Annotated in this window: 15 protein-coding genes and 1 riboswitch; of the genes, 9 read left to right on the top strand and 6 right to left on the bottom strand. The window is 66.9% G+C overall.

Annotation, left to right across the window (positions count from 1 at the left end; genetic code table 11):
* Position 1 precedes the first annotated feature (1 nt).
* The 3 genes from O5K39_RS05005 to O5K39_RS04995 all read right to left on the bottom strand — a co-directional run bounded on the left by O5K39_RS05005 (position 2) and on the right by O5K39_RS04995 (position 1784).
* Positions 2-844, bottom strand: coding sequence for a phosphatase PAP2 family protein (locus tag O5K39_RS05005; RefSeq protein ID WP_271146185.1), 843 nt, complete (start codon positions 842-844; stop codon positions 2-4).
* Complete coding sequence (locus O5K39_RS05000; RefSeq protein ID WP_271146184.1) at positions 841-1320, bottom strand: hypothetical protein; 480 nt, start codon at positions 1318-1320, stop codon at positions 841-843. The genes O5K39_RS05005 and O5K39_RS05000 overlap by 4 nt, the downstream gene beginning before the upstream one ends.
* 128 nt (positions 1321-1448) lie before the next feature.
* The gene (locus O5K39_RS04995) at positions 1449-1784 is read right to left on the bottom strand and encodes a ribonuclease (RefSeq protein ID WP_271146183.1); all 336 of its coding nucleotides are present in this window, start codon (positions 1782-1784) and stop codon (positions 1449-1451) included.
* A gap of 138 nt (positions 1785-1922) precedes the next feature.
* On the opposite strand from O5K39_RS04995, the gene O5K39_RS04990 reads away from it, so the two are divergent.
* The 4 genes from O5K39_RS04990 to thiC all read left to right on the top strand — a co-directional run bounded on the left by O5K39_RS04990 (position 1923) and on the right by thiC (position 6842).
* Positions 1923-2540, top strand: a complete 618-nt coding sequence (locus tag O5K39_RS04990) for a PadR family transcriptional regulator (RefSeq protein ID WP_271146182.1) — start codon at positions 1923-1925, stop codon at positions 2538-2540.
* Positions 2541-2852: 312 nt separating this feature from the next.
* Positions 2853-3836, top strand: coding sequence for an agmatine deiminase family protein (locus O5K39_RS04985; protein WP_271146181.1), 984 nt, complete (start codon positions 2853-2855; stop codon positions 3834-3836).
* Positions 3836-4711 (top strand): N-carbamoylputrescine amidase, encoded by an 876-nt coding sequence (aguB, locus tag O5K39_RS04980; protein WP_271146180.1) that lies wholly within the window; start codon positions 3836-3838, stop codon positions 4709-4711. The genes O5K39_RS04985 and aguB overlap by 1 nt, the downstream gene beginning before the upstream one ends.
* Positions 4712-4738: 27 nt before the next feature.
* Positions 4739-4847, top strand: a riboswitch (TPP riboswitch).
* A gap of 165 nt (positions 4848-5012) precedes the next feature.
* Entirely contained in the window at positions 5013-6842 is a 1830-nt protein-coding gene (thiC, locus tag O5K39_RS04975) for a phosphomethylpyrimidine synthase ThiC (protein ID WP_271147228.1), read from the top strand.
* Positions 6843-6866: 24 nt separating this feature from the next.
* On the opposite strand, the gene O5K39_RS04970 is transcribed toward thiC, so the two are convergent.
* Complete coding sequence (locus O5K39_RS04970; RefSeq protein ID WP_271146179.1) at positions 6867-7886, bottom strand: hypothetical protein; 1020 nt, start codon at positions 7884-7886, stop codon at positions 6867-6869.
* Between the two features lie 131 nt (positions 7887-8017).
* Between O5K39_RS04970 and O5K39_RS04965 the strand changes: the two genes are divergently transcribed.
* On the top strand, positions 8018-8965 hold the full coding sequence (locus O5K39_RS04965; RefSeq protein WP_271146178.1) for a hypothetical protein: 948 nt from the start codon (positions 8018-8020) through the stop codon (positions 8963-8965).
* Here the strand turns inward: O5K39_RS04965 and O5K39_RS04960 are convergent.
* Positions 8962-9642: a DsbA family oxidoreductase gene (locus O5K39_RS04960; RefSeq protein ID WP_271146177.1), complete on the bottom strand. Its 681-nt coding sequence runs from the start codon at positions 9640-9642 to the stop codon at positions 8962-8964. The genes O5K39_RS04965 and O5K39_RS04960 overlap by 4 nt on opposite strands.
* A 259-nt stretch (positions 9643-9901) precedes the next feature.
* Here O5K39_RS04960 and O5K39_RS04955 point away from each other — a divergent pair, with 259 nt between their 5' ends.
* The 4 genes from O5K39_RS04955 to gyrB all read left to right on the top strand — a co-directional run bounded on the left by O5K39_RS04955 (position 9902) and on the right by gyrB (position 14480).
* The gene (locus O5K39_RS04955; protein WP_271146176.1) at positions 9902-10435 is read left to right on the top strand and encodes a zeta toxin family protein; all 534 of its coding nucleotides are present in this window, start codon (positions 9902-9904) and stop codon (positions 10433-10435) included.
* Positions 10432-10614: a hypothetical protein gene (locus tag O5K39_RS04950; protein ID WP_271146175.1), complete on the top strand. Its 183-nt coding sequence runs from the start codon at positions 10432-10434 to the stop codon at positions 10612-10614. The genes O5K39_RS04955 and O5K39_RS04950 overlap by 4 nt, the downstream gene beginning before the upstream one ends.
* A 351-nt stretch (positions 10615-10965) precedes the next feature.
* Positions 10966-12006, top strand: a complete 1041-nt coding sequence (locus tag O5K39_RS04945; protein WP_271146174.1) for a hypothetical protein — start codon at positions 10966-10968, stop codon at positions 12004-12006.
* 26 nt (positions 12007-12032) lie between these two features.
* The gene (gene gyrB / locus O5K39_RS04940; protein ID WP_271146173.1) at positions 12033-14480 is read left to right on the top strand and encodes a DNA topoisomerase (ATP-hydrolyzing) subunit B; all 2448 of its coding nucleotides are present in this window, start codon (positions 12033-12035) and stop codon (positions 14478-14480) included.
* Here the strand turns inward: gyrB and O5K39_RS04935 are convergent.
* Positions 14477-14998 carry a hypothetical protein gene (locus O5K39_RS04935; RefSeq protein ID WP_271146172.1) on the bottom strand — a complete coding sequence of 174 codons (522 nt, stop codon included), beginning with the start codon at positions 14996-14998 and terminating at the stop codon, positions 14477-14479. The two genes, gyrB and O5K39_RS04935, sit on opposite strands and share 4 nt — an antisense overlap.
* Positions 14999-15054 lie beyond the last annotated feature (56 nt).

Raw genomic sequence — 15054 nt, 5'->3', positions numbered from 1 at the left:
CTCAGGGCAGGGGCAGGGCCAGGGCCGCCCGCTCGGCCGCGCATCCGGGGTTGGTCAGGCCGGTGGCCCGCACCGCCGCCAGCTCGGCCCGCGCTGCCTCCAGATCGGCCTGAAACGCGGGCGTGGCGGCGATCTGTGCAAACACCGCCCGGCCCAGAACCTCGCCGGCCGCCGCATCGGCCGGATAGTGCATGCCGCAGACGACCCGACTGACCGCGATCTGATGGCCGATCTCACGCGCGGCGGCGGCATGGGCGGGATCCAGCGCGGCCATGGCCTCGCCATAGGCCGAGCCGACCGTGGCGCTACCGGACGGATAGGAGGCGCTGGCCCGGCCGGCCGCGCTGACAGTCGTGCAGGCGGCGCGGCTCGGATCGACGCCCACGGGCCGGGGGCGAAACACGCGGGTCTTGGCCAACTCCGCCGCGCCGTTGGCGTCCTTCAGGACCTTGTCGAACAGGGCGGTCAGGCGCGGCGTCGGCGCGGACGCGAACCGCGCGTTCAGGGCGCAATCGAAATGCTGGGCCGCCAGTCTTGGCGACAGTTCGGCATGGGCCGTAGCCAGCAACCACCGGTCCCCGCCCTCATAGGCACGGTAGCGGTCCGACAGGGCCCGGTCCGCCGCCTGTTCGGCCGAGCTGTCGGCGAACGGCGCCGGCACAGATCCTGCGAGGGCTTCGACCCGTTCGACCGCCAGATAGCCGCCTGCATGCGCCGGCGCTGACATCGCGGCAGGCGCGGCGACCGCCGAGGCCACCGGGGCCCCGAACGGCGTGCTGGAACAGCCCGCCAGAAGAGCCGTCACGGCCAGGGCCGCCGCCGAAACCGCCGGCGACCCCCTCACTGACCCGCGCTCCAGGTCAGCTGCACCGAGGTCCGGCCCTCTGACGGCGCGGCCACGACATTGATGTTGGCGCCGCTGGCCTGGTTCTGGGCGCCGTAAGCCCGCGCCTCGCCCTGATTCATCGACGAGATGATGGCCATGCCCGCCCCTTCTGCGCGTTCGCGATAGAAGGCGATCACGGCGTCCGGATCGGCGTCGGTGGTAAAGGTCACGACCCCGCCCGGGCCCGCCGGCCCGGTCGCGGCCAGCGGCGGCCCATCGAGCTCGGCTCCGGGATAGAGGGCCGCGAAAGCCGGCGCGGCGGCGACCGCCGATGCGGCCGGTTCGGTGACCGGAGCGGGCGAAACGGGGGCGGGCGTCGGGGCGACTTCGACCGCAGCGGGCGCTTCGGCCGGTGCCGGAGCCTCGCCGGGCCGGTCGCAACCCGCGATCGCGAGGGTCAGCAACAGGGCACCCCCCGCAAGACTGCACTTCATATCCGCATACGCCCCATAAACCGTTGAACCGACACCGTTCGACTTCCCCGTACCGTGGCCCATCGTCAAGGCGACGGCAAGGCGACGGCGGGCCCCGGCCGGTCCACGCGCGGCAACGGCGCCACAGGTCAGCCGGTCGCGGCCTCGGTCTTGTCCCCGGCGGACGTCTCGGCCCCGGGTTCGGCACCCGTATTCTTGACCGTGTCCGGTCCGCCCGACGACGGCGTCGGGGCGTCGGCCGAGACCATGCCCTCGCTGGCCAGGGCCTGGTTGATGATGTCCGAATCCGGGTCGTCGTCCGATCCGGTCGCCGCCCCGCCCTGCAACGAGCCCGCGCGCGTGTCGGACCCCGAGTCGGAGCCGGTCAGGGCCTCGATCATCGCATCGGGCGTGCGGCCCAGATCGGGTTTTTCGCCCGTCGCTTCGGCTTCGCGGGCGTCCTGGGTCTCTGGCTGGTCGGTCATGGGCGGCTCCTGTTCAGGACACAGGAATGACCGGGCTGCACCGCCAGTTCCTCATTTCATAAAGATATATCTCAAGACCCTTGCTTTGCGTTTCGAAAGATATATCTTGGCCTCATGAAAACAGAAGAAAGACACAGAATGTTTGGTTTCAAGAGCGAGATGCGCGGCCGCGGCGGCCGTCACTGGTGCGGCCCGTCCGAGGGCGGCGAAGGCCGGGGCCGTTCCGGGTTTTCCAAGGGCCCCTGGGGTCGGGGCGGCCGTGGAGCGGGCGGCGGCGAGGGCCGTGGCCCCGGACGGGGCCGGCGGATGTTCGGCCCCGGCGACCTGCGGCTGGTGCTGCTGGCCCTGGTCGAGCAGGAACCGCGCCACGGCTATGATCTGATCAAGGCCATCGAGACGGCCTTCGGCGGCGGCTATGCCCCCTCGCCCGGCGTCGTCTATCCGACCCTGTCCCTGCTGGCCGACGAAGGCCTGATCGCGGGCGTCGAGGACAGCACCGGCAAACGGGTCTTTTCCATCACCGAGGCCGGCAAGGCCTGGCTGGACGAGAACCGCGCGGCGGTGGACGGCGTCATGCAGCGCATGGCCCTGGCCGCCCGCCTCGTCTCGGGCGAACAGACCCCCGAGGTGGTCCGCGAGGCCTTCCACACCCTGCGCCACGCCGTCCAGATGAAGCCCGGCGGCTGGTCCGACCCCGAAACCGCCAAGGTCGTCGAGGCCCTGATGAAGGCTGTCCGCGAGATCAGCGGGGAGTAGTCTTCCAAAACTTTCGTCATTCCGGGCAAGCCGCGCTTGCGGCGCTGACCCGGAACCTACGTCATCCTCCGGCCGAGCAAAGCTCGGACCGGGGGACGGCCTGCGCGAGCAGGAAGCTGTCGAGGACGCAGCCGGCGGATATTGTGCCTGAACAGATCGCCTATCGGCGCCGCCCTGTTCCGGGTCTCCGCTGCGCTTCGCCCGGAATGACGAAAGGAAGGGGCGCAAAGGGGGGCGCCACCCCCGTCACATTGAAGTCGCCGCTCTCGCCCACTATCTGGGTCCGCCCGCCGCTTCAGGACCGCTCCGACCATGCCCACGCCGATCCCCGCCGAATGGTCGCCTCACCGGGCGATGTGGGTCGGCTGGCCCAGCCACGCCGATCTCTGGGAGGACAATCTCGAGCCGGCGCAATCTGAGGTCGAGGCCCTGATCCGCGCCCTCGCCGGTCCCGGCCGCGAGCAGGTCAAACTGCTGGTCGGCAACGACGAGGCGCTGACGGACGCGCAAGGCAGGTTCGCGGACGTGGACGGCGTCACCGTCGTCCCCGGCCGCTTCGGCGACATCTGGCTGCGCGACACCGGCCCCATCTTCGGTGCGGGCTCGACCCGCGCCGCCGCCTTCCGCTTCAACGGCTGGGGCGGCAAGTACGAACTCGAATTCGACGACACCGTCGCCGACCAGATCGGAAAGGCCTCGGGCACGACGCTCGACCGCCACGCCTTCATCCTGGAGGGCGGCGCCGTCGACCACGACGGGGCCGGCACTCTCCTGACCACCCGCCAGTGCGTCCTCAACCCCAACCGCAACCCCGGCTGGACCGACACCGCGGCCGAAGCCGCCCTGACCGCATCGCTCAGCGCGACCCGCATCGTCTGGCTGGGCGAAGGCCTGCTCAACGACCACACCGACGGCCACGTCGACAACCTGGCCCGTTTCGTCACCCCCGATACCGTCGCCGTTCCCATCGCCTTCGGCCGCAAGGATCCCAACGCCGACGCCTATGACGCCGCCGCCGCCGCCATCGCCGAGGCCGGCTTCAAGCCTCTGCGCATCCCGTCGCCCGGCCTGATCCTCGACGAGGACGAACGCCCGGTCCCGGCCAGCCACATGAATTTCCTCATCGCCAACGGCGCCGTCATCGTCCCCACCTACGGCGATCCCCTGGCGTCCCGCCTCGCCTGCGAAGCCCTCGCCACCGTCTTCCCCGACCGCGAGATCATCCCCCTGCCGTCGATCGCCATCCTGTCGGGCGGCGGATCGTTTCATTGCATCTCCCAGCAGGAGCCCGCCTGATGGCCCGCACCGTTTCCGTCGCCGCCATCCAGACCTCCTATGCCTCCGAGGACATCCAGGCGAACATCGACAAGACCATCGGCTTCGTGCGCGAGGCCGCGTCCAAGGGTGCCCAGGTCATCCTCCCGTCCGAGTTGTTCCAGGGCCCCTATTTCTGCGTCAGCCAGGAAGAGACGTGGTTCGGGACCGCCTATCCCTGGCGCGAGCATCCGGCCGTGGTCCAACTGGCACCCGTCGCCGCCGAACTCGGCGTCGCCATCCCCGTCTCGATCTTCGAGCGCGAGGGGCCGCACTACTACAACAGCCTGGTGATGCTCGACGCCGACGGATCCCCGCTGGGCGTCTATCGCAAGAGCCACATCCCCGACGGCCCCGGCTATCAGGAGAAATACTATTTCCGCCCCGGCGACACCGGCTTCAAGGTCTGGTCCACCCGGTTCGGGCGGATCGGCGTCGGCATCTGCTGGGACCAGTGGTACCCGGAGACCGCCCGCGCCATGATGCTTCAGGGGGCCGAGATCCTGATGTACCCCACCGCCATCGGCACCGAGCCCCACGACGACAGCCTCGACACCGCCGAGCCGTGGCGGCGCGCGATGCAGGGTCATGCGGTGTCCAACGTCGTCCCTGTCGTCGGCGCCAACCGCATCGGTCACGAACAGCTCACGGCGGCGGGCCAGACCTTCTATGGCCACTCCTTCATCGCCGACCATCGCGGCGACCTGGTCGAGAGCTTCGGCCGCGAGGACGAGGGCGCCCTGGTCCACACCTTCGACCTGGACTTCCTGGACCGCCACCGCGCCGCCTGGGGCTTCTTCCGCGATCGCCGCACGGATCTGTACGGCGCCCTGGCCGCGCCGCGCCCGGTCGCTTGAGCCTCCGCCCCGATCGCGCTAGGGTCGCCCCGTTCTCCCGGGGGCGGCGCCTGAGCCGCTGAGATAGAGGTAATCCTCTGACCGGCCGAACCTGATCCGGGTCATGCCGGCGAAGGGATGAGACGCTCCGCTCACGGCGGAGCCTTGTCATCCCCGCGAAAGCGGGGACCGGCGTCGGCGCGATCCTCTGACACGCACAGAGGCCGCCATGAACATCGCCGTCACCCCGCCTAAGACCGCCACCGCCCTGCCGGAGGAGCCGAACGTCGAGCTCGCCCTCAAAGACGCCCGCGAGCAGGTGATGGCCGAGACGGGCACCATCCCGACCGGCGAGCGCGCCGGCTCCCGCAAGGTGTACGTCCAGGGCGAACTCTACCCCGACATCCGCGTCCCCTTCCGCGAGGTCGCCGTCCACCCGTCGGCCAACGAGCCGCCGGTGACGATCTATGACTCGTCGGGCCCCTACACCGACCCGACCGTCACCATCGACATCAAGCGCGGCCTGCCCCTGGTCAAATCCAGCTGGCAGCTGGATCGCGGCGACATCGCCCCCGTCCTGAACCCCCGCGAGGTCAAGCCTGAGGACAACGGCCACGCCAGCGGCAAGAACCTCGCCCCCCGCTTCGACGTCTCGAACCACAAGGTCTTCAAGGGCGTCGCGGGCCGCCCCGTGACCCAGTACGAATACGCCCAGGCCGGCATCATCACGCCCGAGATGGAATACGTCGCCATCCGCGAGAACCTGCGCCGCGAGCAGACCGCCCCCTGCATCCGCGACGGCGAGGATTTCGGCGCCTCGATCCCCGACTTCGTGACCCCCGAGTTCGTGCGTCAGGAGATCGCGCGCGGCCGCGCCATCATCCCGCACAACATCAACCACCCCGAAGTCGAGCCGATGATCATCGGCCGCAACTTCCTGGTGAAGATCAACGCCAACATCGGCAACTCGGCCGTCCTGTCCTCGGTGGACGACGAGGTCGACAAGCTGGTCTGGGCCACCCGCTGGGGCGCCGACAACGTCATGGACCTGTCGACGGGCAGGAACATCCACAACATCCGCGACTGGATCATCCGCAACTCGTCCGTCCCCATCGGCACCGTGCCGATCTACCAGGCGCTGGAGAAGGTCAACGGGATCGCCGAGGACCTGACCTGGGAGGTGTTTCGCGACACCCTGATCGAACAGGCCGAACAGGGCGTGGACTATTTCACCATCCACGCGGGCGTCCGCCTGCCCTTCGTGCCGATGACGGCCAAGCGCGTGACCGGCATCGTGTCGCGCGGCGGCTCCATCATGGCCAAATGGTGCCTCAGCCATCACCGCGAGAGCTTCCTCTATGAGCATTTCGAGGACATCTGCGACATCATGCGGGCCTACGACGTGTCGTTCAGCCTCGGCGACGGCCTGCGCCCCGGCTCCATCGCCGACGCCAATGACGAGGCCCAGTTCGCCGAGCTGCGCACCCTGGGCGAACTGACGAAGATCGCCTGGGCCAAGGGCTGCCAGGTCATGATCGAGGGCCCCGGCCACGTGCCGATGCACAAGATCAAGGCCAATATGGATGAGCAGCTGAAGCACTGCCACGAGGCGCCCTTCTATACGCTGGGGCCGCTGACGACCGACATCGCGCCGGGCTACGACCACATCACCTCGGCCATCGGCGCGGCCATGATCGGCTGGTTCGGCACGGCCATGCTCTGCTACGTCACGCCCAAGGAGCATCTGGGCCTGCCCGACCGTCAGGACGTCAAGGACGGCGTCATCACCTACAAGATCGCCGCCCACGCCGCCGACCTGGCCAAGGGCCACCCCGCCGCCCGGATGCACGACGACGCCCTGTCGCGCGCCCGGTTCGAGTTCCGCTGGGAAGACCAGTTCAACCTGGGCCTCGACCCCGAAACCGCCCGCAAATACCACGACGCCACCCTGCCCAAGGAAGCCCACAAGACAGCCCACTTCTGCTCCATGTGCGGCCCGAAATTCTGCTCCATGAAGATCAGCCAGGACATCCGCCGGGATGCGGCGGCGCAGAACGACGCGGGCGGCTCGCTGGCGGACGCGGAAGCCGGGATGGCGGAGATGAGCGCGAAATTCCGGGCGGGGGGGAGTGTGGTGGAGGTGAAGGTGTGAGGGCGAGGGTGCGCACCTCGCTGGCTAGTAAGATGCGCTCCACACTGCATCATCTACCTTTGCCTTAACGTCCGCAAAGTTACGCCGCATTATGCAAAAAGCTTTGTATCTGTGAATGGTGTCCGCGTTCGGTAAGTCGGAGTCATTGAAGCTCCAGGTTCCATAAAAACTCTCCTGCGGAGTAGAGAGTATCGTCGCCATCAGGTCGTCCCCGTCTGCGTAACGCGACGCGTGGAACGCCCAAAGCTTAACGGCTGTTCGCCACTGATGTTCGTTCTGCTGCCAAACGTCCCATTTGGTATCGCGAATACCTTCGGCCTCTGGGAAGTAGAGAAGGGCATCGAAATTCTTGATGCGTTCTTCCAGACTATCTAGTGCGATGCGCGTTTTTTGGGCCTCGCGGCTGCGCAGAAGCACATCGACCGTCTTTTCCAAAGCCTGCATGTGCGATTTCTGCTCAGCAAAGATATGAAGATGCCCCGCGAGGCGTCCATCCACGGTGTCGGCTGTTTTTGCGGTTGCTTTGGCGGCTTCAAGCGCCTCAGCCGCTGTTGCGTTCGCTGTAACAATGTCACCGCGAATGTCATCAAACAGGACCCTCAGCTCTTCAAATCGAGCTTGGGATCGACTGAGCTGATCGCTGGTGAGCAACGCCTGCTTTTTGATATCGTCCGTGGATTGCCAAACAGCTTCCAAAGTTTGGATCGCTTCTCCAGGCCAACCCTCCGAGTCAAAATCGCCGGTGATCTCGTCCTTCGCGCGACCGAGTTTGAGAGAGGTTCCCCAGCCCTCGCGGCTCAACAAGAAAATTGCGACCAACAGCACAAACCAAGAGATTGGCGTTTGCGCTACGCTGGCGATTTGCCGCGCAAAAACGGGAAAGGTTGTGGCTAGAGGTGTCCAGAAAATCCCAGAAAAAATGAAAATTCCAGATCCTGCGGCGAACGTGTAGCGCAACCGTCCCTGCGCCTTCACTGCCTCGACTCCCAGTAGGAGAGCAGAAGCAAAGAAGAAAAGGACGATTGTGAGCGTATTTTGGTCCATGCGCTCACCTTCACCGCGAATCGGCCGACTCGCAAATTTCCTGGTGCTGCCCTTCCCTCCTTACCGTCCTTGTGGACGGGAAAAATTGTCTTCCTCAACAGCGTCCTGCATCAGCAGGCTGAGGCGTTTCCATGAACGAAGATGTTTCCGAACTTATGGCTTTAGGGCGAGTGCGAGCGCGCCTACATGCGAAGGCTAACGACTACTTTTTTTATGACTTGCAGCGCTGGGACAGGGCGAATTGGAGATTGTTCTTTGGGGCAACCGATGCCCTGCTGGATACCGAATTTGCCCTGTCGAATGTCGCGAGAGGAATTCCGGCAGACAAGCAGCACGCGATCCTAGCCTGCTATGGCTATCTTCAGGCGTTGTACATCCAACAGGACGCCGTGGCACTGATCTGGAGAGCGCTAAATCTGGCTGGAGAACCGCTCGCCGATGCCAAGGTTAGGCGCGTTCGAGAACTGCGAAACCGTATCGCAGGGCATCCTGCTCGAGCCGAGAAGGTGGGTTCTGGTAAACGGCCCTCGTCTTCTATCATCAACCTTCACGATATTGATCGATCGAGTGGCTTTAAGGCTGTGATCTACTATGACGATGATATGGACGTGGTTGACGTTTCTTTTTCTCAGCTACTCGCAGACAACTGCTGTGGACTTACGGAATCGCTATTGGAGGCCGAGCGTACAATGGACGAACGAGAAGCTGCATTTCGGCAGGCCGAGAAAGCTCAACCGCTGTCCGCAGCCTTCGAAAATGGCCTGACGTATACCCTTGAGAAGCTCCGTTCCGGACCAGGCGATAGCCGTCGAGAAATGGCGATGCGGATGCTTGAACGCAGTCTCAATGACCTTGAGGCACAGCTGAAAGACCGCAAATTTTGGTACGAGGCGTCCGAGTACCCGATCGTTTCAATACGCGCTGGACTCAGGTTGGGTGAGCGCTTGCACGAAATCGCTGAAGCGGACCGGATCGAACAGACGTGGTGGGTGATTAGCGAAGGCATCGATTCCCACGTTCAGAATCTGCTCAGACATCTGCGCGCGGTTGATGAGAAGCTCGCTGAGACACCCGGCTAGAGCTCCCCCGCCATCCCCCGCAACGCCTCTTCAAACACCGCCGCCGGCTGCCCGCCCGAGATCAGCCACTTCCCCTCCACCACCACGGCGGGCACGCTGTTGATGCCGCGCGAGACCCACAGGGCCTCGGCCGCCCGCACCTCGGCGGCATACAGGTCGTCGGCCAGGACCTCGACCGCCTTGTCGCGCGACAGCCCCGCCGCCGCCGCCGCGTCAGCCAGGACGCCGGGGTCCGTCATCGTCCGGCCCTCGGTGAAATGGGCCACGAACAGGGCGGTCTTCAGCGCCTTCTGTTCGGCCGGGCCGATCGTGGCGGCCCAGTGCAGCAGCCGGTGGGCGTCGAAGGTGTTCCAGATGCGGCTGTCCGGCCCCATCCGCATCTCGAAAGCCTTCCCCTCCGCGAAGTTGGGCCAGGCCTCCGCCGCCCGCTGGGTGATCATGGCCCGGTTGGCGGCCGACTGTTCGGGGGTCGAGCCGTATTTGCGGCCGATGTGATCGACGATGTTCTCGCCCTCGGCCGGCATCTGCGGGTTCAGCTCGAACGGCTGGAAATGCACCTGCGCCTCTATCCCCTCGCCCTTCAGCGTCTCCAGCGCCGCCTGCAACCCGCCCAGCCCCACCACGCACCAGGGGCAGACGATGTCGGACACGAAGTCGATGTGCAGGGTGCGGGTCATGGGGAGAGCTCCTTGGGGGCCTTCATATAGACTTCGGGGCCGTTGGTTCATCACAACGACCACAACGAGGGCACAACGAACACCACGGGGCCGGCGGCTCCCGCAGGGAGACGCAACCGATCGATGGCGGGCAAGGGCCCGCGACCGCGACCTCCACTCCCCCTCCCGTCGTGTTCGTTGTGCCCCGTCGTGCCCGTTGTGATGAACCCACTGACCGCCTCACTTGCAAACGCCCGGAAGACGCGAATAGGTTGCGTCCATGCCCGCCCTTGTCCTCCTCGCCGGTCCGAACGGAGCCGGGAAGACCACCTTCATCAACCGCTTCCTGCGTCAGCGCACAGAAACGTTCCAGTTCGTCAATCCCGACGAGGTGGCGCGCAGCCTCGTCACCCTCGGGCTTGACCCGGGTGCCGGTGCCGGTCCCGCCCGCGATCTGGCGGCCGGGCGGCTGGTGATCGAGCGGCTGGACCAGTTGTTCATGGATCGCGCCGACGTGGTTCTGGAGACCACCCTCGCCACCCGCTCCCACGCCGTGCGCATCCGCGAGTGGCGGGCGGCCGGGTATCGGGTCGAGCTGGTCTATCTCAAGGTTCCTTCGGCAGACTTCTCAGTCGCGCGCGTCGCCCACAGGGTCGCTGAAGGGGGTCATGGCATTCCTGAAGATGCCCTGCGCCGCCGCTTCCTGCTCAGCCTCGAATACCTGGAGACCGTCTACAAGCCGATCGTGGACCGCTGGCAGGTCTACGCCAGTAGCGACGAGGGCCTTGATCTGCTAGAAGAGTGGCCGTCATGAGCATCATCTTCGACACCGAAACCGTGATCAAGGCCGGGCGCGACGCCGCCTGGATCGCCAAGCACGGCACGCGCGAGGAAAAGTCCGGCAAGTTCCTGCCGCCCCCCGGCTGGACCGGGCATCTGGTCACCGCCGCCGACGTCGCGCCGAAGCCGGCGAAGAAGGGGCGGGCGGCGTAACTCTCCTCCCCGTGCGCAGCATGGGGAGGTGGCAGCGAGCCTCTTGCGAGCTGACGGAGGGGGCGACGGGGTCTCACCGAGCGAGCACCGCAAACCCTCACTTCAAACACCGTGTCGCCCCCTCCGTCTCGGCGCGAAGATGCGCCGATCCACCTCCCCATCGCTTCGCGACGGGGAGGAGAGGTCGCCGATCCGGCTGGTCCGGGGCCCCCAGGTTTCAAACTTCGCGGCTCCAATCCCTTGCGCCACAAGGGATCGCACCGAAAAACACCCCCTCGGACGCGCCCAGGTCCGCGCGGCCCTCATCATGGTCTCGCCCCGCGCATGGGGCGGCGCGTGGGAGGACGCATCATGGATTGGGATCAGGACACACGCCGGCGCCAGCCGCGCATCGTGGCGCGCGGGGCGTGGAGCCAGGACGAGTATGGGGACACCACCTATTATCCGGAGAGCTGCCGGCCCGAGGTGTTTGCGCCCCACGACGACGCCGGCGACGCGCCGGCGAACGGCCTGACCGGCTGGGGCGATCTGGATCACGGGATCGAGCGCAACCTGTCGCCGGACGAGGCGGCGCGGGCGACGGGGCAGCGCGGCGGGTACGCCATCCGTTCCGGCGACGTCTGGGACCAGGCGCGGGCCGACTATCTGGCCGGGGACAGTGCCCGGACCGTCTGCGAACGTTATCTGATCAAGCGCGCCACCTTTTGGGACCGGGCCCAGCGCGAGGGCTGGCGGCGCCAGGACCAGCCGGACCCGGATCCGGTCGAGACCCCGTCGTCTGCGGCCGGGGCCTTCGACATGGAGGCGGCGCTGGCGGGCCCGGCGCCCGATCCGGTCGACATGGCCGCCCGCGCCCTGATCCACGCCCAGCGCGCCATCGACGCGGGCCGGGCGGCGGAGGCCGCGTCCTGGCTGAGATCGCATCGCCAGCTGACCCGGATGATCACCGAAACTGCCCGCGCTGAGCAGGGGCCGCCCGAGCCCGATCCGCTGGACCTGATCACCCTGAGGATGAAGGCCGTGGGCGAGGTGGCGAAGGCCGCCACGGGCCTGTCGGAGGACAATGCCGCCGGTCATGCCGCCATCACCGGCCTGATCGAGATGCTCAGGACCATGCCTTCGGGCCGCCCGACCCCGCCCGCCGAACCCCCGGTTTCGGACCATTCGGACCTTTCGGACCCTGTTTTTCCCGTCGCCGACGACGACGCCCCGTCTGACGACCCCGGGGCATCGCCCGACGGGGGTCCGAGCCCGGCCGCCGGCACGGGCGACGCCGCTTTCCCTCGCTTTTATCGTCCGGATTCCTGTATAGTGGACCCAGTCGCGCGGCCTGAATCGGTCGCAGCCCCACCACTGTCTCCAGCGGGTCCGATGGCCCTGTCGCCATCCTGAGCCACCCGCGTCTTTCGGACCCCTGAATGACCGATCTGCCCGAAACCGCCCGCAACGAAGATACGGCCGAAGAAGCCGCCTACGGCGCGGAATCCATCAAGGTTCTCAAGGGGCTGGATGCCGTTCGCAAACGGCCGGGCATGTATATCGGCGACACCGACGACGGGTCGGGCCTGCACCACATGGTCTATGAGGTGGTCGACAACGCCATCGACGAGGCCCTGGCCGGCCACGCCGACCTGGTCGAGGTGATCCTGAACGCCGACGGCTCGGTCACCGTCACCGACAACGGGCGCGGCATCCCCACCGACATCCATGCCGAGGAAGGCGTCAGTGCCGCCGAGGTCATCATGACCCAGCTGCACGCCGGCGGGAAGTTCGACCAGAACTCCTACAAGGTCTCCGGCGGCCTGCACGGCGTCGGCGTCTCGGTGGTCAATGCCCTGTCGGACTGGCTCAAGCTGGTCATCTTCCGGAACGGCAAGCGCCACGAGATGAAGTTCGAGCGCGGCGACACGGTCGAGAGCCTGAAGGTCACCGGCGACGCCCCGATGCGCGACAACGGCAAGGTGCTGTCGGGCACCCAGGTCACCTTCTACCCCTCGGTCACGACCTTCAGCCACATCGACTTCGACCTGAAGACGCTGGAGCACCGTCTGCGCGAGCTGGCCTTCCTCAACTCGGGCGTGGTCATCAAGCTGCAGGACCATCGCGGGGCCGAGGCCGTCGACATCCTGCTGCACTATGAGGGCGGCGTGGAGGCCTTCGTGCGCCACCTGGACAAGTCCAAGTCGCCGATCCTCAAGGACGTCATCGTCATCCGGGGGAAGAAGGACAATATCGAGATCGACCTGGCCCTGTGGTGGAACGATTCCTACCACGAGACCATGTTGTGCTTCACCAACAACATCCCCCAGCGCGACGGCGGCACCCACCTGTCGGCCTTCCGCACCAGCCTGACCCGGGTCATGAGCGCCTATATGGAAAGCTCGGGCGCGCTGAAAAAGGAAAAGGTCGCGCCGTCCGGCGAGGACGCGCGCGAGGGCCTGACCTGCGTGCTTTCGGTCAAGGTGCCGGACCCGAAATTCTCTTCGCAAACAAAGGACAAGCTGGTCTCCTCCGAGGTCCGCCCCGCCGTCGAGGGCCTCTGCACCGAGGGCCTGTCCCAGTGGTTCGAGGAACATCCGGTCGAGGCCAAGCAGGTGGTCGCCAAGATCATCGAGGCCGCCTCCGCCCGTGAAGCCGCCCGCAAGGCCCGCGACCTGACCCGGCGCAAGTCGGCGCTGGACATCAGCTCCCTGCCCGGCAAGCTGGCCGACTGTCAGGAGCGCGACCCGGCCAAGTCCGAGCTGTTCATCGTCGAGGGCGATTCCGCCGGCGGCTCGGCCAAACAGGCGAGGAACCGCGAGAACCAGGCCGTCCTGCCCCTGCGGGGCAAGATCCTGAACGTCGAGCGCGCCCGGTTCGACCGGATGCTGTCGTCGGAGCTGATCGGCACCCTGATCCTGGCCCTGGGCACCGGCATCGGCCGCGACGACTTCAACGCCGACAAGCTGCGCTATCACAAGATCATCCTGATGGCCGACGCCGACGTCGACGGCGCCCACATCCGGACCCTGCTGCTGACCTTCTTCTATCGCCAGATGCCGGAACTGATCGAGCGCGGCCACATCTACATCGCCCAGCCGCCGCTCTATAAGGTGTCGAAGGGCAAGAGCTTCCGCTACCTGAAGGATCAGTCCGAAATGGACTCCTACCTGATCGAGGAGGGGTCGTCCGAGGCGTCGCTGGACCTGCCCAACGGCGAGCGCCGCAGCGGTCAGGACCTCCAGGCCCTGGTCCGTGAGGCCAAGGCGTTCAAGGCCCTGGCCGACCGCCTGTCGCAACGCGCACCCCTGTTCGCCATCGAGCAGTCGGCCTTGGCCGGCCTGTTCGCCGAAGAGGGCGACCATACGGTGTCGGCGGCGGCCTCGGCGACCCGCCTGGACCTCTATGCCGAGGAGGGCGACGGCTCCTGGAGCGGCTTCCCCGGCGAACAGGGGGCGGTGGTCTTCGGTCGCACGCGCCGCGCCGTGAAGGAGAGCGTCGTCCTGGAGGAGGCTCTGATCCGCTCGCTGGATGCGCGTCGCCTGGCCGAGCGCGCCCTGGCCTTCGAGGGGGTGTTCGACACCCCCGCCGTCTATCGCCGCAAGGACAAGTCCACGACCATTCGTGGCCCGATCGACCTGCTCAACGCCGTGCTGGATGCGGGCAAGAAGGGTCTGGCCATCCAGCGCTACAAGGGCCTGGGCGAGATGAACCCCGAACAGCTGTGGGAGACGACGCTGGACGCCAACGCCCGCACCCTGTTGCAGGTCAAGGTCGACCACGCCGACGACGCCGACGACCTGTTCGCCAAGCTGATGGGCGACGTCGTCGAACCCCGCCGCGAGTTCATCCAGGCCAATGCGCTGGACGCGGCGGTGGACGTCTAGGGGATCTCGCCAGTCTCGACGTAGCGGACCCAGCGGGCGAACTGATCGCCCATGACCCCGTCCACGGGCCCGGCGAAGGCACCGAGGCCCGGCCCCTCGACCGTGAAGGTCATGGCCAGCGTCAGTCCCGGCCCCTCGCTCGCCCAGGTCAGGCCCAGATCAGCCCGGGTCGCCTTGCCCTTGAGCGGACCCAGCGGGGCGTCGAGCGCCACGCCGGCCTGCGGGTCCGCCCGGGTCACCCGGCCATGCTCGAAGGTCGTGCCGTCGGCCAGGGCCTCGCACAGGCATCCGCCGACCTCGAGCGGCAGGGTCATGTTGGTCGCAGACCCCGAATAGGTGTGGCCGCCGTTCCACCAGCGCCCGACCTCGCCCACGGCGACCCAGGCATCGTCCGGCGTCGTCTCTAAGGCGACCTCGTAGCGCAGGACGAAGCCGTCGGCGGTTCGCGACAGGACCTCGGCCGACGCGCCGGTCGCCATCAGCATGACCGCCAGCGCGGCCGACAGGGTGCGGATCATGGGCGGTCTCCCTTGCGGCTGATGAGGCCGGAACCGCACAGCTGCGTCAAGCGCTT

Origin of the sequence: Brevundimonas sp. NIBR10 (assembly GCF_027912515.1) — a bacterium.
GTDB lineage: Bacteria > Pseudomonadota > Alphaproteobacteria > Caulobacterales > Caulobacteraceae > Brevundimonas.
Note: the sequence above shows the minus strand (reverse complement) of the source record. Positions and strands in the feature narration are given on the sequence as shown.

What these genes read in the sequence shown, in the direction of transcription:
- O5K39_RS05000 (WP_271146184.1), bottom strand. Translation starts at nt 1,320, where the DNA reads ATGAAGTGCAGTCTTGCGGGGGGTGCCCTGTTGCTGACCCTCGCGATC.
- O5K39_RS04995 (WP_271146183.1), bottom strand. Translation starts at nt 1,784, where the DNA reads ATGACCGACCAGCCAGAGACCCAGGACGCCCGCGAAGCCGAAGCGACG.
- O5K39_RS04990 (WP_271146182.1), top strand. Translation starts at nt 1,923, where the DNA reads ATGTTTGGTTTCAAGAGCGAGATGCGCGGCCGCGGCGGCCGTCACTGG.
- O5K39_RS04985 (WP_271146181.1), top strand. Translation starts at nt 2,853, where the DNA reads ATGCCCACGCCGATCCCCGCCGAATGGTCGCCTCACCGGGCGATGTGG.
- aguB (WP_271146180.1), top strand. Translation starts at nt 3,836, where the DNA reads ATGGCCCGCACCGTTTCCGTCGCCGCCATCCAGACCTCCTATGCCTCC.
- thiC (WP_271147228.1), top strand. Translation starts at nt 5,013, where the DNA reads ATGGCCGAGACGGGCACCATCCCGACCGGCGAGCGCGCCGGCTCCCGC.
- O5K39_RS04970 (WP_271146179.1), bottom strand. Translation starts at nt 7,886, where the DNA reads ATGGACCAAAATACGCTCACAATCGTCCTTTTCTTCTTTGCTTCTGCT.
- O5K39_RS04965 (WP_271146178.1), top strand. Translation starts at nt 8,018, where the DNA reads ATGAACGAAGATGTTTCCGAACTTATGGCTTTAGGGCGAGTGCGAGCG.
- O5K39_RS04960 (WP_271146177.1), bottom strand. Translation starts at nt 9,642, where the DNA reads ATGACCCGCACCCTGCACATCGACTTCGTGTCCGACATCGTCTGCCCC.
- O5K39_RS04955 (WP_271146176.1), top strand. Translation starts at nt 9,902, where the DNA reads ATGCCCGCCCTTGTCCTCCTCGCCGGTCCGAACGGAGCCGGGAAGACC.
- O5K39_RS04950 (WP_271146175.1), top strand. Translation starts at nt 10,432, where the DNA reads ATGAGCATCATCTTCGACACCGAAACCGTGATCAAGGCCGGGCGCGAC.
- O5K39_RS04945 (WP_271146174.1), top strand. Translation starts at nt 10,966, where the DNA reads ATGGATTGGGATCAGGACACACGCCGGCGCCAGCCGCGCATCGTGGCG.
- gyrB (WP_271146173.1), top strand. Translation starts at nt 12,033, where the DNA reads ATGACCGATCTGCCCGAAACCGCCCGCAACGAAGATACGGCCGAAGAA.
- O5K39_RS04935 (WP_271146172.1), bottom strand. Translation starts at nt 14,998, where the DNA reads ATGATCCGCACCCTGTCGGCCGCGCTGGCGGTCATGCTGATGGCGACC.